15 protein-coding genes and 1 tRNA gene are annotated in these 15498 nt (G+C 54.9%); 3 read left to right on the forward strand and 13 right to left on the reverse strand.

Annotated features, from left to right (window positions below):
- Nucleotides 1-204: 204 nt before the first annotated feature.
- From AC6I8X_RS00435 to AC6I8X_RS00455, 5 genes are read right to left on the reverse strand one after another with little or no spacing between them, the layout of a single operon-like run.
- On the reverse strand, nt 205-2877 hold the full coding sequence (locus AC6I8X_RS00435) for a DUF927 domain-containing protein (protein ID WP_497840379.1): 2673 nt from the start codon (nt 2875-2877) through the stop codon (nt 205-207).
- Nucleotides 2878-2886: 9 nt separating this feature from the next.
- A complete protein-coding gene (locus AC6I8X_RS00440; RefSeq protein ID WP_497840380.1) occupies nt 2887-3264 on the reverse strand; it encodes a DUF5375 family protein in 378 nt (125 codons plus the stop codon).
- Nucleotides 3261-3545: a hypothetical protein gene (locus tag AC6I8X_RS00445; protein ID WP_497840381.1), complete on the reverse strand. Its 285-nt coding sequence runs from the start codon at nt 3543-3545 to the stop codon at nt 3261-3263. Before AC6I8X_RS00445 ends, AC6I8X_RS00440 begins: the two co-directional genes overlap by 4 nt.
- A gap of 34 nt (nt 3546-3579) precedes the next feature.
- Nucleotides 3580-3936 (reverse strand): hypothetical protein, encoded by a 357-nt coding sequence (locus AC6I8X_RS00450; RefSeq protein ID WP_497840382.1) that lies wholly within the window; start codon nt 3934-3936, stop codon nt 3580-3582.
- Nucleotides 3929-4108, reverse strand: coding sequence for a host cell division inhibitor Icd-like protein (locus tag AC6I8X_RS00455; protein ID WP_497840383.1), 180 nt, complete (start codon nt 4106-4108; stop codon nt 3929-3931). The genes AC6I8X_RS00450 and AC6I8X_RS00455 overlap by 8 nt, the downstream gene beginning before the upstream one ends.
- 129 nt (nt 4109-4237) lie before the next feature.
- Here AC6I8X_RS00455 and AC6I8X_RS00460 point away from each other — a divergent pair, with 129 nt between their 5' ends.
- Nucleotides 4238-4411 (forward strand): hypothetical protein, encoded by a 174-nt coding sequence (locus AC6I8X_RS00460; protein WP_167379232.1) that lies wholly within the window; start codon nt 4238-4240, stop codon nt 4409-4411.
- A 69-nt stretch (nt 4412-4480) separates the two neighbouring features.
- Here the strand turns inward: AC6I8X_RS00460 and AC6I8X_RS00465 are convergent, their stop codons facing one another.
- The 8 genes from AC6I8X_RS00465 to xylF form a co-directional block, all read right to left on the reverse strand.
- Nucleotides 4481-4756, reverse strand: a complete 276-nt coding sequence (locus AC6I8X_RS00465; RefSeq protein ID WP_084871619.1) for a helix-turn-helix transcriptional regulator — start codon at nt 4754-4756, stop codon at nt 4481-4483.
- A 123-nt stretch (nt 4757-4879) separates the two neighbouring features.
- On the reverse strand, nt 4880-5707 hold the full coding sequence (locus AC6I8X_RS00470; protein ID WP_497840384.1) for a hypothetical protein: 828 nt from the start codon (nt 5705-5707) through the stop codon (nt 4880-4882).
- Nucleotide 5708: 1 nt separating this feature from the next.
- Nucleotides 5709-6887 (reverse strand): tyrosine-type recombinase/integrase, encoded by a 1179-nt coding sequence (locus tag AC6I8X_RS00475; RefSeq protein ID WP_084871621.1) that lies wholly within the window; start codon nt 6885-6887, stop codon nt 5709-5711.
- Nucleotides 6888-7062: 175 nt separating this feature from the next.
- Nucleotides 7063-7157 (reverse strand) — tRNA-Sec (locus tag AC6I8X_RS00480).
- A 61-nt stretch (nt 7158-7218) separates the two neighbouring features.
- Nucleotides 7219-8397, reverse strand: a complete 1179-nt coding sequence (gene xylR, locus AC6I8X_RS00485) for a D-xylose utilization transcriptional activator XylR (protein WP_084871622.1) — start codon at nt 8395-8397, stop codon at nt 7219-7221.
- 93 nt (nt 8398-8490) lie between these two features.
- A complete protein-coding gene (xylH, locus tag AC6I8X_RS00490; protein WP_497840385.1) occupies nt 8491-9672 on the reverse strand; it encodes a xylose ABC transporter permease XylH in 1182 nt (393 codons plus the stop codon).
- Nucleotides 9665-11191, reverse strand: a complete 1527-nt coding sequence (locus AC6I8X_RS00495) for a xylose ABC transporter ATP-binding protein (RefSeq protein ID WP_497840386.1) — start codon at nt 11189-11191, stop codon at nt 9665-9667. The genes xylH and AC6I8X_RS00495 overlap by 8 nt, the downstream gene beginning before the upstream one ends.
- Nucleotides 11192-11211: 20 nt before the next feature.
- Nucleotides 11212-12204: a D-xylose ABC transporter substrate-binding protein gene (gene xylF, locus AC6I8X_RS00500; RefSeq protein ID WP_416410778.1), complete on the reverse strand. Its 993-nt coding sequence runs from the start codon at nt 12202-12204 to the stop codon at nt 11212-11214.
- 369 nt (nt 12205-12573) lie between these two features.
- Here xylF and xylA point away from each other — a divergent pair, with 369 nt between their 5' ends.
- Nucleotides 12574-13896, forward strand: a complete 1323-nt coding sequence (gene xylA, locus AC6I8X_RS00505) for a xylose isomerase (protein ID WP_084871626.1) — start codon at nt 12574-12576, stop codon at nt 13894-13896.
- Nucleotides 13897-13913: 17 nt separating this feature from the next.
- On the forward strand, nt 13914-15356 hold the full coding sequence (gene xylB, locus AC6I8X_RS00510) for a xylulokinase (protein WP_497840387.1): 1443 nt from the start codon (nt 13914-13916) through the stop codon (nt 15354-15356).
- Nucleotides 15357-15498 lie beyond the last annotated feature (142 nt).

Consider the following 15498-nt stretch of genomic DNA (forward strand, 5'->3'; position numbering starts at 1 on the left):
ATGGGTTACATGACTGAATTGAAATACCTTTTTTCATTCTGGCCGGTGTAACACGACGGGTTACAACGGGTAACAGGCCTGAAACGGCGTTACACCTGTTACCTTTTCACTTGGAATGAGGTGTAACAGGGTCAGCCCTGCTCTGACGCCGTTGTTACACCTGTTACCTCTGTTACCCGTTATGAATAAGACTCACGCAAAGCCTTAACCCGGCACCTCGCTGTTAAAGACATAGAGCCTGCGCACGTTCATCTCTGGCGGGCGTATGCTGGTCTGGAGCTTGCCGTCATTGGCTGCCAGCAGATAGCCCCGGTCGGCGCAGAGACGCGCCACCTTGCGCGGATCGAAGCCCCGGCAGATTTCTTTCCACCCGGACGGCATGACATAGAACGTCGTGACTGCCTCCGTGCCCTGTGCCGTGCTGCCTTTCTCCACCCTGCGCCAGCCCACCATGTTGCCGGGGCGGTTGCGCTCGTCGTGCCAGTCGGCAAAGCGGCTGTACTGGTTAGCGGTGAAGAAGCTGCGCACCTGCTCCAGCGCGGCAATATCTTCCTGGTTGGCGGTATGGCCCCGGTCTTTCAGCCAGGCACTGAGGCATACGCGGGTCGCCCGCAGTGCTTCACCCTCCGGCCAGCCGGTAATGCCGAGCCGGGTTGCCAGCTCACCGGCCATTGCCACCAGGGCAAAACGGTTGACCGCACGGCCCACCTGATTGCCTGCATCCTGTGGAGTGAGGGCGGCGGTGTACTCCTTCATCAGCGCCTTTGCCTGCGCCGTCAGTCCGTTAAGGTCTGCGGTCAGTGCTTTCAGCCATTCGCGAAACGGCGCGCCGTAATAGCTGGCCGTGGCCCATTCCAGATGCTCGGCCAGCGCCTTGCCGCTCTCAAAGCCGTGCAGCTCCTCAAACACGCCAAATTTCCCGGAATCGCTGGGTATCTGGATCATTCTTACCTCCATTCCGGCAAAGGTGCGCTCACCGGCTTTCGCCGCGTGCTCAGTCAGTGACAGCTCGCCGGTGGAGAAGAACAACAGACGCCACTGCTTGCGGGTGCGCAGCTCGCCGTCCGTACCGGCACGGCCCTTACCCTGACCATTTGCCAGCATGTAGGCGATGTTGCCTGCCTCGCGCCCGTCCACCTCGCGGATTTCATCAAGCATCATGGCCGCATCGTTGCGACGGCTGGCGCAGCCCTCCAGCGCGTTGCCGGTCGCGCGCCACGTCTGCCAGTAGTCCGGCCCGCCGCATACGGAGGTCGCCGCCTTCATGGTGGTGGTTTTACCGTCTGTCGATTCCCCCTTGAGGTGGTAGCCGCCGCCGTCCATGCCGACCAGACGCAGCAGCGGGGCGGCAAAGGCGAGGCTTACCGCGAACGCCACGCGTGAATTGCCGGTACAGTAGCGCGCCACATTTTCGCGCCACTCCTCCACCGTGCCGGATACGCGGAAGTCGCGCCCCTGCACGGAGGTGGTCTGGAGAATGACGCCGTCTGCACCTTCGCCGCTAACCTCATCCTGGAGGACATAAACCTGTCCGTGCCAGCCGGTGCGGCTCACGCAGGTGACGCGGCGCTCCGGTTTGCACAGTGAGATGTATTCCATCAAGCGGGCGCGGGCCTCGCCGGTGGTGCTGATGTACGACAGGCCGTTGACCAGCAACACCCGTCGCAGCTCCTCGCCGCTGCCACTGAGCATTTCCATCGGCATCGCCCAGCGGCGACGCTCGCCCCAGGTGTCCTCCCACTCCAGCAGGCGGCCAAAGTTGCCGCCGTCGGCGTCGCAGGTAATGGCCGTGACGCGCAGAGGATTGCAGATTTTCACGTTCTGGATTTCCGTCTCACCGTTGCGCTGCACCTGCTTTTCGTACCACAGGTATTCCTGTGTCAGCCTGAATCCATGCGGCAGTTGCGTGCGGCCCTCACCGCACAGCACCAGACTGTTACGGAAGGCTTCACGGGCGCGGGTGACGCCGTGTTCCCTATGAAAATCGTTCCAGTCGGCTTTGACTTCACCCGGCGGCAGGCTCACCCAGCCACTGACGGCTTTTGCTGCCTTCTCCGCAAACGCTTTGCCGGGGTTTTCACCGCCGTCCTGAAAGTCGTTATCACCGGCGATGACAATCTTCGCCTCCGGCCAGCGTGCCCGAAGCGCCTGCGCAACGTTCGGCAGGTTGCCCGCCGAAATCGCCGCCACGACGCACCCGGTTGTAAGCTGGCTCACGGTCAGCGCGGTGGCGTACCCTTCGGTAATCACCGCCTGCACCGGTGGCTGTGGTGGCAGAGGGCTGAGCGCTACAAATGCGCCCTTCATGGTGCTGCCCGGCAGCAGGCTTTTTTCACCTGTGGGTGCAACAAGCTGTGCCCCGGTGACCGTCCCGTCTGCTGTGGTCAGCGGCAGCAGCAGGGAACCTGCCGGAAAGGTTGTGCCGCTGATACACTGTGCACTACCGGTGAGGCATCCCGGATAACCGGCAAAGCCTTTACCGGCCAGATAAACACTTTCGCCCGTGTGACTGGCTTTCACCAGCGCCTCCACCGTGGCGGCCATGTCCCGCTTCGGCGCTTTCTGCCTGGCTGGCTTAACCGGCATGTCCTGCACATCACGAACATCGAGCACCTGTGCCACCTCCTGCGCGGCCTGTTTCACGCCTTTGCCTGTCACCAGCTTCACCAGGTCAAGGCCGTCACCGTTGCCGCAGTGGCTGCAAATCCACGTCCCCCGCCCCTCAAGGTCATCCATGCGAAAACGGTCTTTACCTTCACACTTCGGGCAAGGGCCGTGCCTGCCGCCGTCCGGCACGCTGAGGCCGAGCAACTGAAAAACGACCGGCCAGCGGCCGCGCGCAGCGGCAGCGATGTCTGATACTGACTGTACTGTCATAACGCCTCCTTAATGCCGGTACAGCGACACGCCGGTGTCACAGAAGTCATCAAACGCCGCCGGAAGTGTGCGGTACAGTGCCGTCATGACCTCACAGCCCCGTGCTGTGAGTACGGGTGGTGCGGTCAGCAGCGACGGCTCCAGCATGTCGGTGAGCAGGGCCAGCGCAACCGCTGCGCCCCGAGCCTCGCCGTGCTCATTTACCATCGCGCTTTCAATATGCAGGGCGATGGCCATTTCGATGCGCTCAACCGTCAGGCGATGCGGGCCATGCGTCTCACTTTCGGTTTCGGCGAGGCGCTTTTCCCGCCACGCAGTGGCGATGGCGCGGCGATAAAGGGCGGTGGTCAGTTCTGCCGGAAAAATAGAAACCTGTGGCTGGTTCATTTGCGGGCCTCCGTCAGCGGGCCACACTGGTCAGTGACGTCCGCGAGGTCGCTGTAGAGATAATCCATCAGCGCCGCGACGCCCGGTACGTTGCTGCCAAACGGCAGGCCGTCATTCTGCGGGTGCTGGGCAAACAGTTGTTGCAGCAGGTCACAGGCGTCTTTTGCGCGCGCCAGTTTTTCAAATGATGCTTCCGACAGACCATAAGTGAAGGCGTCGAAAGGGCTGTTTTCAGGCAAGGGTATGCCCTGAGCACCATTGTGCCCGTTGAAAATATTCATGGATTACTCCGTCAGTGCGTGGCTGGCTGTGGTATCAGAGAAAGTTTGAATAATGCTCGGCATCCTTTGCCGGTGGCTTTTTTTCGTGTCGTTCACGCCAGCGCGAGAACGTAACGGACGGATGCAGGTTCAGCGGATTAAAGCCACCACTTTCACCAGGCGGCACTGCGGTTCTGAGAGGAGCAGCGCAAATGCGGGTATAGTTTTCCTCAAACCATGCCAGCGGCGATGAGGTCAGCTGGCCGTCGCTGTCGTAGCGGTACAGCACTTCATGACTGAATTCAGGGTTAGCGGCTGCGACGGAGAATGGCGCAGCGGAAAGACGCAGCACAATAACCGTCCAGCCTTCCCGGTGCTGCCAGCGTTCCCCGTTCTGCGGATATTCACGCATGACTGCCTCCGTGGCAGGGCAGGCGGCCCGCAAATAACAGAATGTAATCAGCAGCCAGACGGCGACGGGCGCTTTGCTCATCACTGGCAGTGATGCGCAGCATGACGGGGCGGCGGGACAACTGAGAACGGTTGATTGCCGCAAATATCCAGGTAGACTTTGATGTAGCCATATTATTGTTCCAGGTATGTTTGGTTAGATGCCCGTTATGTGTTGCAGCACAGGCGGGCATTGTTTTTTGGGTTTATGATAACTACAATGGTAATTACCATGTAGGTCATCATAAGTTAGGGTAATTACCATGTCAACACCACAAGAAAAACGTTCGCCCCCATTTCAGATGCGCTTAACAGATGAATTCCGGCAGCAGTTGGAAGCAGAAATGCGTAAAGATGGTGATACTGCTCTGGCTGCATGGATAAAACGTGTACTGCGTAAGGAACTGCAATCACGCGGAATTGATCCTAATGGCTAAGGGTCGCAAACACGCGCAAAACCTTTACTCAAAGAAGATCTTTTTTTAAGCGGCTATGGCTCAAGCCGCTTAAATCCTTGCCTGTTGCAACTGTCTTGCCTGTTTTCTCATCCCCTCAAATTTCTCGACTGAACTCACCTCATGCTGATCGCGCCATCCGTAATAGTCGGCAGCACGCCAGCGCGACATGCGTCCAATTTTTATAGGGTGGGGAAAACGATTCTGTGAAATTAAACGATAAATCCATTTGTCACTTAGCAGGCAGTCAGCAGTGATGAACTTCATATCGATCAAGGCATCCATCGGAGGGCGCTGTGTGGTCAAAAAATCATGGGTAGGGGTCATAGCTCATTCTCCGTTTGTTCACGTCTACTCGCTTCAATACGGAAAATTTAATCATCGAAATTCAGTTGGTTAAATGTGACTAAAGCGCAGGAAACGGAAAGGCATTAGTCACAATATTTGTTATCAGAATGTTAATCCTTCTTTCTTGATACAGCTTCTTAATAGACTGACGATAGTGTCAAAACTAAGCGGTGGTTCTCCTTTTTCAGGCCAAAATTCACCAGCATGCAGGAATAAATGCTCTGTGATAGCCGCGGGACTTTCTCTTCTGAGTTTCATATCACGATGATACAGCGCAACAACAGCCATCAGGACTTCAACTCTGGGAATCGCGTGTTTTTGCTTTTGTGCTTCTGATTGTGCTTTGTAATTTTTAATGGTCTTTTTAGGTTGGTTTTGTTCCCTGACAGCATCCAAAAAGCATGAGATTTCCTTCTTCGTAATCCATAGAGTATCTAATAAATAATAATTTTCTCTTTCATCATAGTTAACATATAAAATAATTTTAGAATTTAATGTGCATTCTCCTGATGGAGTAAAATAAGACGGCCATTCATCTGGTAGTCCCTCATGTTTTATCAAAATATCCTTATACTCATCATCTACTGAAAATAAGCCTTTCATATAGCATTTTATAAATCCATCATCATTGCATTTCATGTCTTCATCATTAATGCGTAAAGAACAACTTTCAGATAAGATATAGTAGCCTTTTTTATCTCTGGGTAAGGATGCTAACTGTCCAATTAATAGGCTATTTTCAGTTTCAGATTTAAGGGAGCAGGAAACTTCCAAATCGTCATCATGAAATTCCATACAAAGCTCAATGCCTTTATTAAAGGCAAACCACAAAATATCCTTGATATCACAACCAATTATTTTTGCCGCCTCTGATAATTGATAGTGGTCACGTAAAAGAGCATCTGTATTTTGTATTTTTAAAAAATCCATTTTATACACCTCCATTTGGGGTTAAATAATCTGCATACCACTGCATCATTTCTCTACGGCCATCAAAATATTGCGCATGGTTGTAAGCTCCCCTGATGGCATTTTTATCCACATGGGCCAATTGCATTTCTATCCATGCAGAGTCATAGCCTTGCTCATGCAAGATTGTACTCATAGTATGCCTGAAGCCATGCCCGGTCAGTCTTCCCTTATAGCCCAATAGCTCAATGACCTGATTAATGCTTTCTTTGCTAATAGGCTTACGTGGATCATTCCGGCCAATAAATACTAACGGATAATGACCGGTTATCGGTTTAAGTTGTTTGAGTAGAAATACAGCCTGATTCGATAGCGGAACTTTATGAGGGCGACGCATCTTCATATGTTCTGCTGGTACTTCCCATACTGCCTTATCGAGATCGATATCTTGCCAGCGAGCGAAGCGTAACTCCTGAGTTCTTACACCCGTATACATGATTAAATAAGTAGCTGTTTTAGTTATAACACTTCCGGTATATCCAGCCAGATCGTTTAAGAATGCTGGGAGTTCCTGAGCAGTTAAAAACGGCAAGTGCTGTTTTTTATGTATAGCTAATGCGCTTGCCAGGTCGGGTGCTGGATTATATTCAGCTCTGCCCGTAATAATCGCATAGCGAAAGACTTCTCCGCAGCGTTGGCGCACCTTACGCATCTTTTCTAATGCACCGCGCTTTTCCATTCTTTTAAGCGTTTCAAGCAGTTCCAGCGGCTTAATGTCAGCAATAGGCTTCATACCTATAAAGGGAAAAATATCCTTTTCGAACGTGCTTAGAATCTCCTCACGATAGCGAAGTGACCAGCGGTCAGCTTTAGCTTTGTGCCACTCCCTCGCGATCGCTTCGAACGTATTTGCAGTAGCGATTTTTTTTGCTTGTTTTTCGGCTTTTTTCATCGCTCCCGGATCATCTCCAGCTGCGAGACTTCGCCTGGCCTCATCTCGTTTCTGGCGAGCAACTGCAAGTGGTACGTCAGGATAGACGCCGATAGATAGTAATTTCTCACGTCCTAAAACGCGGTACTTCATTCGCCAGTAGCGGGAACCATTGGGATTGACCAGTAAGTACAGGCCGCCGCCGTCTGCGAGCTTGTAGGGCTTATCCAGCGGTTTTGCTGTGCGCACCTTGACGTCAGTTAAGGGCATTCCGTCTCCTTCTGGGGGTATCAATTTTATGGGGTATTTTCTAACCCCCTAAAATACCCCAAAATGGGGGTAGGTTTGAGTAGACATAGATTGACATCAGAAGAGGAGGGTTTCAACCTAACTAGCAGATTTTAATGGTTTTGATTGACGGTTGTTGACGTGAAAAGAGTAAGAGTGGCGGAAGATCACAGGAGTCGAACCTGCCCGGGACCGCTGGCGGCCCCAACCGGATTTGAAATCCAGCCGCCTCACCGGAGACGACGATCTTCCTTTACCGCAGCCGCAGAATTATAGCGGCAAACGGGGCAACGTTGTTGATCTTACCCGTGCGTCACAGCACGTTTTCACCGTTATGTTGCCGGTACTCCTTCGGCGTAGTGGCATAACTTTTCTTAAATACCGAATAGAAATATTGCAGCGAAGGGTAGCCGCACATCTGTGAGATTTCATTGATGCTGAGGGAGGAACTGGCCAGCAGCTCGCGCGCCTTCTCCAGTTTTTCGCGGTGAATCATGGCATGAATGGTATCGCCCGTTTCATCGCGGAAGCGTTTTTCCAGATTGGAACGTGAAATGCCGATGGCATCCAATACCTGTTCCACCTTGATCCCTTTACAGGCGTTAAAGCGGATGTAATGCATCGCCTGGATCACGGCCGGGTCGCGCAATGAACGAAAATCGGTAGAACGGCGGGCAATCACTTTTATCGGCGGCACCAGGATACGTTGTAGCGGTAGCGACTGCTTATCCAGCAGGCGATGCAGCAGTTTGGCGGCCTGATAACCCATCTGACGCGTGCCCTGTGCGACGGAAGAAAGCGCCACGCGCGACAGATAGCGGGTGAGTTCTTCATTGTCGATGCCGATAACCGTGAGCTTCTCCGGTACCGGAATCTTCAGATGCTCACATGCCTGCAACAGATGGCGCGCGCGTGCATCGGTGACGGCGATAATGCCGGTCTGCTGCGGCAGCGTTTGCAGCCAGTCCGCCAGGCGGTTCTGCGCGTGTTGCCAGTTTTCTGGGGCTGTTTCCATTCCCTGATACACCACCCCCTGATAACGCTCCCGTGCCACCAACTGGCGGAAGGCGTGTTCACGCTCCTGCGCCCAGCGTTTACCGCTGGCGGCGGGCAGGCCGTAAAAAGCGAAGCGGTTGATGCCTTTTTCTTTCAGGTGCAAAAAGGCACTCTCCACCAGCGCGGCGTTATCGGTGGCGATGTAATGCACCGGTGGGTAGTCCTGTTGCTGATGATAGGAACCACCCACGCCGACAATCGGCACAGACACATTCGCCAGCAGCTTTTCAATTGAGCTGTCGTCGTAATCGGCGATCACCCCGTCGCCCAGCCACTCACGAATGTTATCGATGCGGCAGCGAAAATCCTCTTCAATGAAGATGTCCCAGTCGGTTTGCGACGCCTGTAAATATTCACCTACGCCTTCAACAACCTGGCGGTCATAGACCTTATTGGCGTTGAACAGCAACGTAATGCGATAGCGTTTTTCATGCATAGTGGCGTGTTCCCTTAAACCCTCAGCGCATTGCATAACACGGCTGGCCGGGGAGCAGAAAGAATTTGCGCCACATTGTGATCGCTCACGCGATTACACCCGACGCCGGGTAGCGGTATCCATCCACACTGCCAGCAGCAGAATCGCGCCTTTGACGATGTACTGCCAGAAGGTCGGTACGTCCATCATGCTCATGCCGTTATCCAGCGATGCCATGATAAATGCCCCCATCACCGCACCCGCGACAGACCCGACACCTCCCGCCAGGCTGGTACCGCCGATGACACAGGCGGCGATGGCATCCAGCTCCGCAATGTTACCCGCGGAGGGAGAACCCGCGCCCAGTCGCGAACTCAGGATCAAACCGGCAATCGCCACCATCACGCCATTGATAGCAAACACCGCCAGCTTGGTACGTGCCACGTTGATTCCGGAAAGCCGGGCGGCATCCAGGTTGCCGCCAATGGCGTAAATACGGCGGCCAAAGGCGGTGCGCGTTGCCATAAACATGCCACCCAGCAGCAGTAACGCCAGCAGCAGCACTGGGGTCGGCACGCCACGATAATCATTCAGCAGCCATATTGCCCCCAGCACCAGAACGGCGGTGATTGCCTGACGTGCAACGGCACCACTCGCGGCGGGTTGTGACAAGCCCAGCCTCTGACGGCGCAAGCGCAAACGCCACTGCCAGAGGATAAACAGCGCCAGACCGGCAAAGCCGAAACCAAATCCGACCCCGCCAGGCAGGTAACTTTGCCCAATCTGCGACATCGCCGGGCTGGTGGGTGCAACGGTGGTGCCGTCGGTGATCCCCACCAGGATGCCACGGAACGCCAGCATGCCCGCCAGGGTAACGATAAAAGAGGGGACTTTACGATAGGCGACCCACCAGCCGTTCCAGGTGCCGAGCAACAGCCCCATCACCAGGGTGACCACGATGGTGACTGGCAGCGGCCAGCCGAGCCAGACATCAAAAATCGCCGCCGCACCGCCAAGCAGGCCCATCATCGAACCGACCGAGAGATCGATCTCCGCCGAAATAATGACAAACACCATTCCCACCGCAAGGATGCCGGTGATGGCAGTCTGGCGCAGCAGGTTGGAGACGTTACGTGGACTGAGCCAGGCACCGTCGGTGGTCCAGGTGAAGAACAGCGCAATCAACACGATGGCACCCAGCATCACTAGCACCTGCAAATTCGGCAGCGGGAATTTGCCCGGAGCGCTTTTACCCGGCGTGGTAAGGCCGCGTTCTGTACTTTCGGTCTTAAGCATAGTGTTCACTCCGCAGGGCGGCTTCCATCACCTGCTCCTGAGTCAGGTTGTCGTTAATCAGATCGGCTTTGATTTGTCCTTCGTGCATCACCAAAATCCGATCGCTCAGGCCCAGCACTTCGGGCAGCTCGGACGAAATGACAATGACGGCAATCCCTTGCTGCACCAGCGCATTGATCAGCAGATAGATCTCCTGACGTGCGCCGACATCGATGCCGCGTGTTGGCTCATCGAGAATCAGAATCTGTGGATTCAGCAGCAGGCATTTGGCGAGAATCGCTTTCTGCTGGTTACCGCCACTCAGACGGCCAATAGGCAATTCGGGAGAGGAGGTTTTCACACGCAGACGGGCAATGGCATCGTTGATCGCCTGTTGTTCCAGCGCCTCATCCAGGGTGGAAAGCCGCTGGCTGAACTGGTCCAATGCCGCCAGGGTGATGTTTTTGCCCACCCCCATCAGCGGCACAATGCCGTCCTTTTTACGATCTTCCGGCACCATCGCGATGCCATGCGCAATGGCGTCCCTGCAGTCACGGATGTGTACTTTTTTGCCGTTGAGGGTGATGTCGCCCTGCCAGCGACCGGGCCAGACGCCAAACAGGCACTGGACGGTTTCGGTGCGCCCAGCCCCCACCAGCCCGGCGATACCCAGAATTTCACCGCGCTTCAGGCTGAAAGAGACGTTATTCACCCGGCGGATATGGCGATTGACGGGATGCCAGGCGGTCAGATTCTCCACCTGCAAAAGGGTCTCGCCGATTTCATGCGGCGTGTGGGGATAGAGCGCGGTGAGCTCACGTCCCACCATCATGGTGATGATGTCATCCTCACTCAGGCCAGCCGCCGCACGCGTGGCGATATGCTGCCCATCGCGGATCACACAGATGGTGTCCGAAATCGCTTTGACCTCGTTGAGTTTGTGCGAGATATAGATGCAGGCGATACCATGCTCGCGCAGGTTTTTGATGATGCTGAGCAGCACCTCGGTTTCCTGCTCGGTCAGGGAGGAGGTGGGTTCATCGAGGATCAGCAGGCGCACCTGTTTATTCAGGGCGCGGGCAATCTCCACCAGCTGTTGCTGGCCCAAACCCAGCTCACCCACGCGCGTGTCGGGCGAAACATTCAGTTTGACCCGCTCCAGCAGCTGCTGGCAGCGCAAGGTCATGGTTTCGTCATCCACCATGCCGTAGCGCCCCAGTTCAGCACCAAGGAAAATGTTTTCCATCACCGTCAACTGACGCACCAGCGCCAGCTCCTGATGGATAATCACAATCCCTTTGCGTTCGGTATCGCGGATAGTCTGTGCCTGGATTTCATCGCCAGCAAAATGGATACTGCCGTCAAAGTCCCCGTGCGGGTAAAGCCCGCACAGGATCTTCATCAGTGTCGATTTTCCCGAGCCGTTTTCGCCGCACAGCGACATCACTTCACCCGCTTCCAGCCGCAGGCTAACGTCATCCACCGCTTTCACCGCGCCGAAGCGCTTAGTGATATGGTTCATTTCCAGCAACATCGACATCTCTCCTTCGCGGGCTGCGCTTAGAGTTCGCTCTGCTTATGGAAGCCGTCTTTGATTACGGTGCTTTCGATATTGCTTTTGTTGACCGGAATGGGTGTCAGCAGGCGTGACGGCACATCTTTCAGGCCATTATTGAGTTTGCCGTTGCTGGCCGGGGTCTGGCCGTTGCCGAGTTCAACCGCGATTTTGGCGGCTTCGGTGGCAAGCTGGGTGATGGGTTTATACACCGTCATGGTTTGTGTGCCATTCATGATGCGTTTGATGGCGGCCAGGTCGGCATCCTGTCCAGAGATCGCCACTTTACCTGCCAGGCCCTGTGCGCTCAGCGCCTGAATGGCACCGCCTGCGGTAGCATCGTTCGAGGCCACGACCGCATCGATATGGTTGCTGTTGGCGGTAAGGGCGTTTTCCATAATTTTCAACGCATTTTCTGGCAGCCAGGCATCAACCCACTGATCGCCCACCACTTTGATACTGCCGTTATCAATATAGGGTTTTAACACCTTCATTTGTCCGGCGCGGAACAGGCGCGCGTTATTATCAACCGGTGAGCCACCCATCAGGAAATAATTCCCTTTTGGCACCTGCTGCACAATACTTTCGGCCTGAAGTTCGCCCACTTTTTCATTATCAAAAGAGATATAAAAATCAATGTCGGCGTTATTTATCATGCGGTCATAGGCCAGAACCTTAATGCCTTCACGTTTCGCTTCCGCTACCACGTTACTTAATACCTGGCCGTTATAAGGGATGATCACCAATACATCGACGCCGCGGTTGATCATATTTTCAATTTGCGACATCTGGGTTTCTTCGTTGCCGTTGGCGGACTGGACAAATACGGTCGCTCCCAACGTTTCCGCCTGTTTCACGAAGATATCACGGTCTTTCTGCCAGCGTTCCAGACGTAAGTCATCAATCGCCATACCGATTTTCACTTCTTTCGCTACGCCAGCGTGGCTTATCAGGGCCAGCGCCGCGCAGACGGCTAACAACGTTTTTTTCATGTTCATGGTGTTCATCCTGTAGGGGTGGAGGCTGTTTTCGTTGTTTAAGGTTTGAGGCTATGAACAGGGCGGTTGAATTGTTGACCTGAGATTCCGGCAACATCAATTACTGATTTTTATCCAGCTATTACGTTTTTTGGTTTATTTGCGATTTTTTGAGCGCGATCGATATTTGGCGGTTTTCAGAGGAATGGATTGCAAGGCAGCTGCGAGAAGGCGTGCAATGAAAATAACAACATTATTTTGCGAGCTGACGCACAAATAATAATTATCTTAAGTTAAGTGTGAAATATCGTAATTGAGAAGCGGCATAACGCATTACCACAATAATGACTCAAAGCTGACCACTCGGGTCCTTATGCTAAGGAGCAAAAAATGCACGCCTATTTCGACCAGCTTGATCGCGTTCGTTATGAGGGAGCCGCTACCCGCAATCCTCTGGCGTTTCGTCATTACAATCCTGATGAAGTGATTCTCGGTAAAACCATGGCGGAGCATCTGCGTTTTGCCGCCTGCTACTGGCATACCTTCTGCTGGAACGGCGCAGATATGTTTGGTGTCGGTGCCTTTGATCGCCCCTGGCAGAAGAATGGTGATGCACTCGAACTGGCGAAACAGAAGGCCGACGTGGCTTTTGAGTTCTTCCACAAGCTCAACGTACCTTATTACTGCTTCCACGATGTTGATGTCTCGCCGGAAGGCGATTCGCTGAAAAGCTATCGCGAAAACTTTGCGGTGATGACCGATAAACTGCTGGAAAAACAGCAAGAAACCGGCGTGAAACTGTTGTGGGGCACCGCCAACTGCTTCACCCATCCACGCTACGGCGCAGGTGCAGCCACCAGCCCGGATCCGGAAATTTTTGCCTGGGCCGCCAGCCAGGTGTGCAGCGCCATGCAGGCAACGCAAACCCTCGGCGGTGAAAACTATGTGTTGTGGGGCGGCCGCGAAGGTTATGAAACCCTGCTGAATACCGACCTGCGCCAGGAACGTGAGCAGATTGGCCGCTTTATGCAGATGGTGGTGGACCATAAACACAAAATCGGTTTCCAGGGTATGTTGCTGATCGAGCCGAAACCGCAGGAGCCGACCAAACATCAGTATGACTATGATGTGGCGACGGTATATGGCTTCCTGAAGCAGTTCGGGCTGGAGAAAGAGATTAAAGTTAACGTGGAAGCTAACCACGCCACGCTGGCGGGCCACTCCTTCCACCATGAAATTGCCACTGCCATTGCGCTGGGGATTTTCGGTTCGGTGGATGCCAACCGTGGCGATATCCAGTGCGGCTGGGACACCGACCAGTTCCCGATCAGCGTGGAAGAGAATGCGCTGGTGATGTACGAAATCATCAAAGCGGGCGGATTCACCACTGGCGGCTTAAACTTTGATGCCAAAGTCCGGCGTCAGAGCACCGATAAATATGACCTGTTCTACGGCCATATTGGCGCGATGGATACCATGGCGCTGGCGCTGAAAGTAGCGGCGCGGATGGTAGCGGATGGCGAGCTGGATAAGCGTGTCGCACAGCGCTACAGCGGCTGGAACGGGGAGTTTGGTCAGCAGATCCTCAAAGGGGAATTTTCCCTCGCCTCGCTGGCGGAGCATGCCGGGCAGCAGCAATTTAATCCGCAGCATCGCAGCGGACGGCAGGAGCAGCTGGAAAACCTGGTGAATCACTACCTTTTTGATTTTTAACCCTTCGGGAGAGCAGCATGGTTATCGGGATCGATTTAGGCACCTCCGGCGTCAAGGTGGCATTGCTGGATGCGCAGGGGCAGGTGGTTGCCGTAACAAGCGCGCCGTTGCAGGTGTCGCGCCCGCATCCGCTATGGAGCGAGCAGGATCCCGAAAGCTGGTGGCTCGCCACGGACCAGGCAATGCAGGCACTGGCGCAACAGCACGATTTAAGCGGCGTGAAGGCGATTGGGCTGAGTGGCCAGATGCATGGTGCCACCTTGCTGGATGCCCGGTTTCGGGTACTGCGTCCGGCGATTCTCTGGAACGACGGACGCAGCGCTGAGCAATGCCGCCAGCTGGAGCAGCAGGTGCCGGAGTCACGCACCATCACCGGCAACCTGATGATGCCGGGTTTTACCGCACCCAAGCTGCTGTGGGTGCAGCAACATGAACCTGAGATCTTTGCGCAAGTCGCTAAGGTCTTACTACCCAAGGATTATCTGCGCTGGCGATTAAGCGGCGATTTTGCCACGGATATGTCGGATGCGGCCGGGACCCTGTGGCTCGATGTAGCGAAACGCGACTGGAGCGATAAGTTACTCACCGCCTGCGGGCTGGATCGTCGCCAGATGCCACAGCTGTTTGAAGGCAACCAGGTGACCGGTATATTGCAGCCAGAGATTGCCCAACGCTGGGGAATGCAGCCGGTGCCGCTGGTAGCAGGTGGCGGTGATAACGCAGCGGGAGCGGTGGGCGTCGGTATGGTAGAGCCGGGGCAGGGTATGTTGTCGCTCGGTACTTCGGGCGTCTATTTCCTGGTGAGCGATGGCTATCTCAGCAATCCACAGCGGGCGGTACACAGCTTTTGTCATGCGCTACCGCAGCGCTGGCATTTGATGTCCGTGATCCTCAGTGCGGCCTCTTGTCTGGACTGGGCGGCAAAACTCACTGGCTGTGAGGATGTGCCGCAGCTGCTATCCGAAGCCGAACAGGCGCGCAGCGATGTCTCACCCGTATGGTTCCTGCCTTATCTCTCCGGCGAGCGGACACCGCATAACAACCCGCAGGCGCAGGGGGCATTTTTCGGCCTGACGCATCAGCACGGCAGGCCGGAACTGGCGCGTGCGGTGCTGGAAGGGGTGGGATTTGCCCTGGCAGAAGGAATGGATGCGGTACATGAATGTGGCGTGCAACCACAAACGGTGATGCTGATTGGCGGCGGGGCGCGTAGCGCTTACTGGCGGCAGATGCTGGCAGATATCAGCGGCCTGACGCTGGATTATTGCCACGGCGGCGAAGTAGGACCTGCGCTGGGGGCGGCACGGCTGGCACAGCTGGCGGTTGCTCCCGATAGCGTGTTGCCAATGCCGGAGCTGGCGCAACGTCATCAACCGGATGCGGCCAGACATCGGGCCTATCAACCGCAGCGTGAAGTCTTTGCCCGCCTGTATCAGCAACTGCAACCGCTGATGTCCTGATACAGCGTCAGGATGGCCGAATAGGACATGAGTTGGATGTTAAGGTTGGCTATGATGTAGCGGCGCGATTTATCGCGCGTCTTTTGAACCGGGACACCTGCTGCTAAAACATGCGCGATAAATCGCGCCGCTACGGTCAGGT

The organism is Pantoea sp. X-Soil-TKNS-1280, from assembly GCF_059730475.1.

Excerpts from the sequence above, each read along its gene's own strand:
- xylF (WP_416410778.1), bottom strand. The coding sequence starts at position 12,204 with ATGAACATGAAAAAAACGTTGTTAGCCGTCTGCGCGGCGCTGGCCCTG.
- xylA (WP_084871626.1), top strand. The coding sequence starts at position 12,574 with ATGCACGCCTATTTCGACCAGCTTGATCGCGTTCGTTATGAGGGAGCC.
- AC6I8X_RS00475 (WP_084871621.1), bottom strand. The coding sequence starts at position 6,887 with ATGCCCTTAACTGACGTCAAGGTGCGCACAGCAAAACCGCTGGATAAG.
- AC6I8X_RS00435 (WP_497840379.1), bottom strand. The coding sequence starts at position 2,877 with ATGACAGTACAGTCAGTATCAGACATCGCTGCCGCTGCGCGCGGCCGC.
- AC6I8X_RS00460 (WP_167379232.1), top strand. The coding sequence starts at position 4,238 with ATGTCAACACCACAAGAAAAACGTTCGCCCCCATTTCAGATGCGCTTA.
- AC6I8X_RS00465 (WP_084871619.1), bottom strand. The coding sequence starts at position 4,756 with ATGACCCCTACCCATGATTTTTTGACCACACAGCGCCCTCCGATGGAT.
- xylR (WP_084871622.1), bottom strand. The coding sequence starts at position 8,397 with ATGCATGAAAAACGCTATCGCATTACGTTGCTGTTCAACGCCAATAAG.
- AC6I8X_RS00440 (WP_497840380.1), bottom strand. The coding sequence starts at position 3,264 with ATGAACCAGCCACAGGTTTCTATTTTTCCGGCAGAACTGACCACCGCC.
- xylH (WP_497840385.1), bottom strand. The coding sequence starts at position 9,672 with ATGCTTAAGACCGAAAGTACAGAACGCGGCCTTACCACGCCGGGTAAA.
- AC6I8X_RS00495 (WP_497840386.1), bottom strand. The coding sequence starts at position 11,191 with ATGTCGATGTTGCTGGAAATGAACCATATCACTAAGCGCTTCGGCGCG.
- AC6I8X_RS00450 (WP_497840382.1), bottom strand. The coding sequence starts at position 3,936 with ATGCGTGAATATCCGCAGAACGGGGAACGCTGGCAGCACCGGGAAGGC.
- AC6I8X_RS00445 (WP_497840381.1), bottom strand. The coding sequence starts at position 3,545 with ATGAATATTTTCAACGGGCACAATGGTGCTCAGGGCATACCCTTGCCT.
- xylB (WP_497840387.1), top strand. The coding sequence starts at position 13,914 with ATGGTTATCGGGATCGATTTAGGCACCTCCGGCGTCAAGGTGGCATTG.
- AC6I8X_RS00470 (WP_497840384.1), bottom strand. The coding sequence starts at position 5,707 with ATGGATTTTTTAAAAATACAAAATACAGATGCTCTTTTACGTGACCAC.
- AC6I8X_RS00455 (WP_497840383.1), bottom strand. The coding sequence starts at position 4,108 with ATGGCTACATCAAAGTCTACCTGGATATTTGCGGCAATCAACCGTTCT.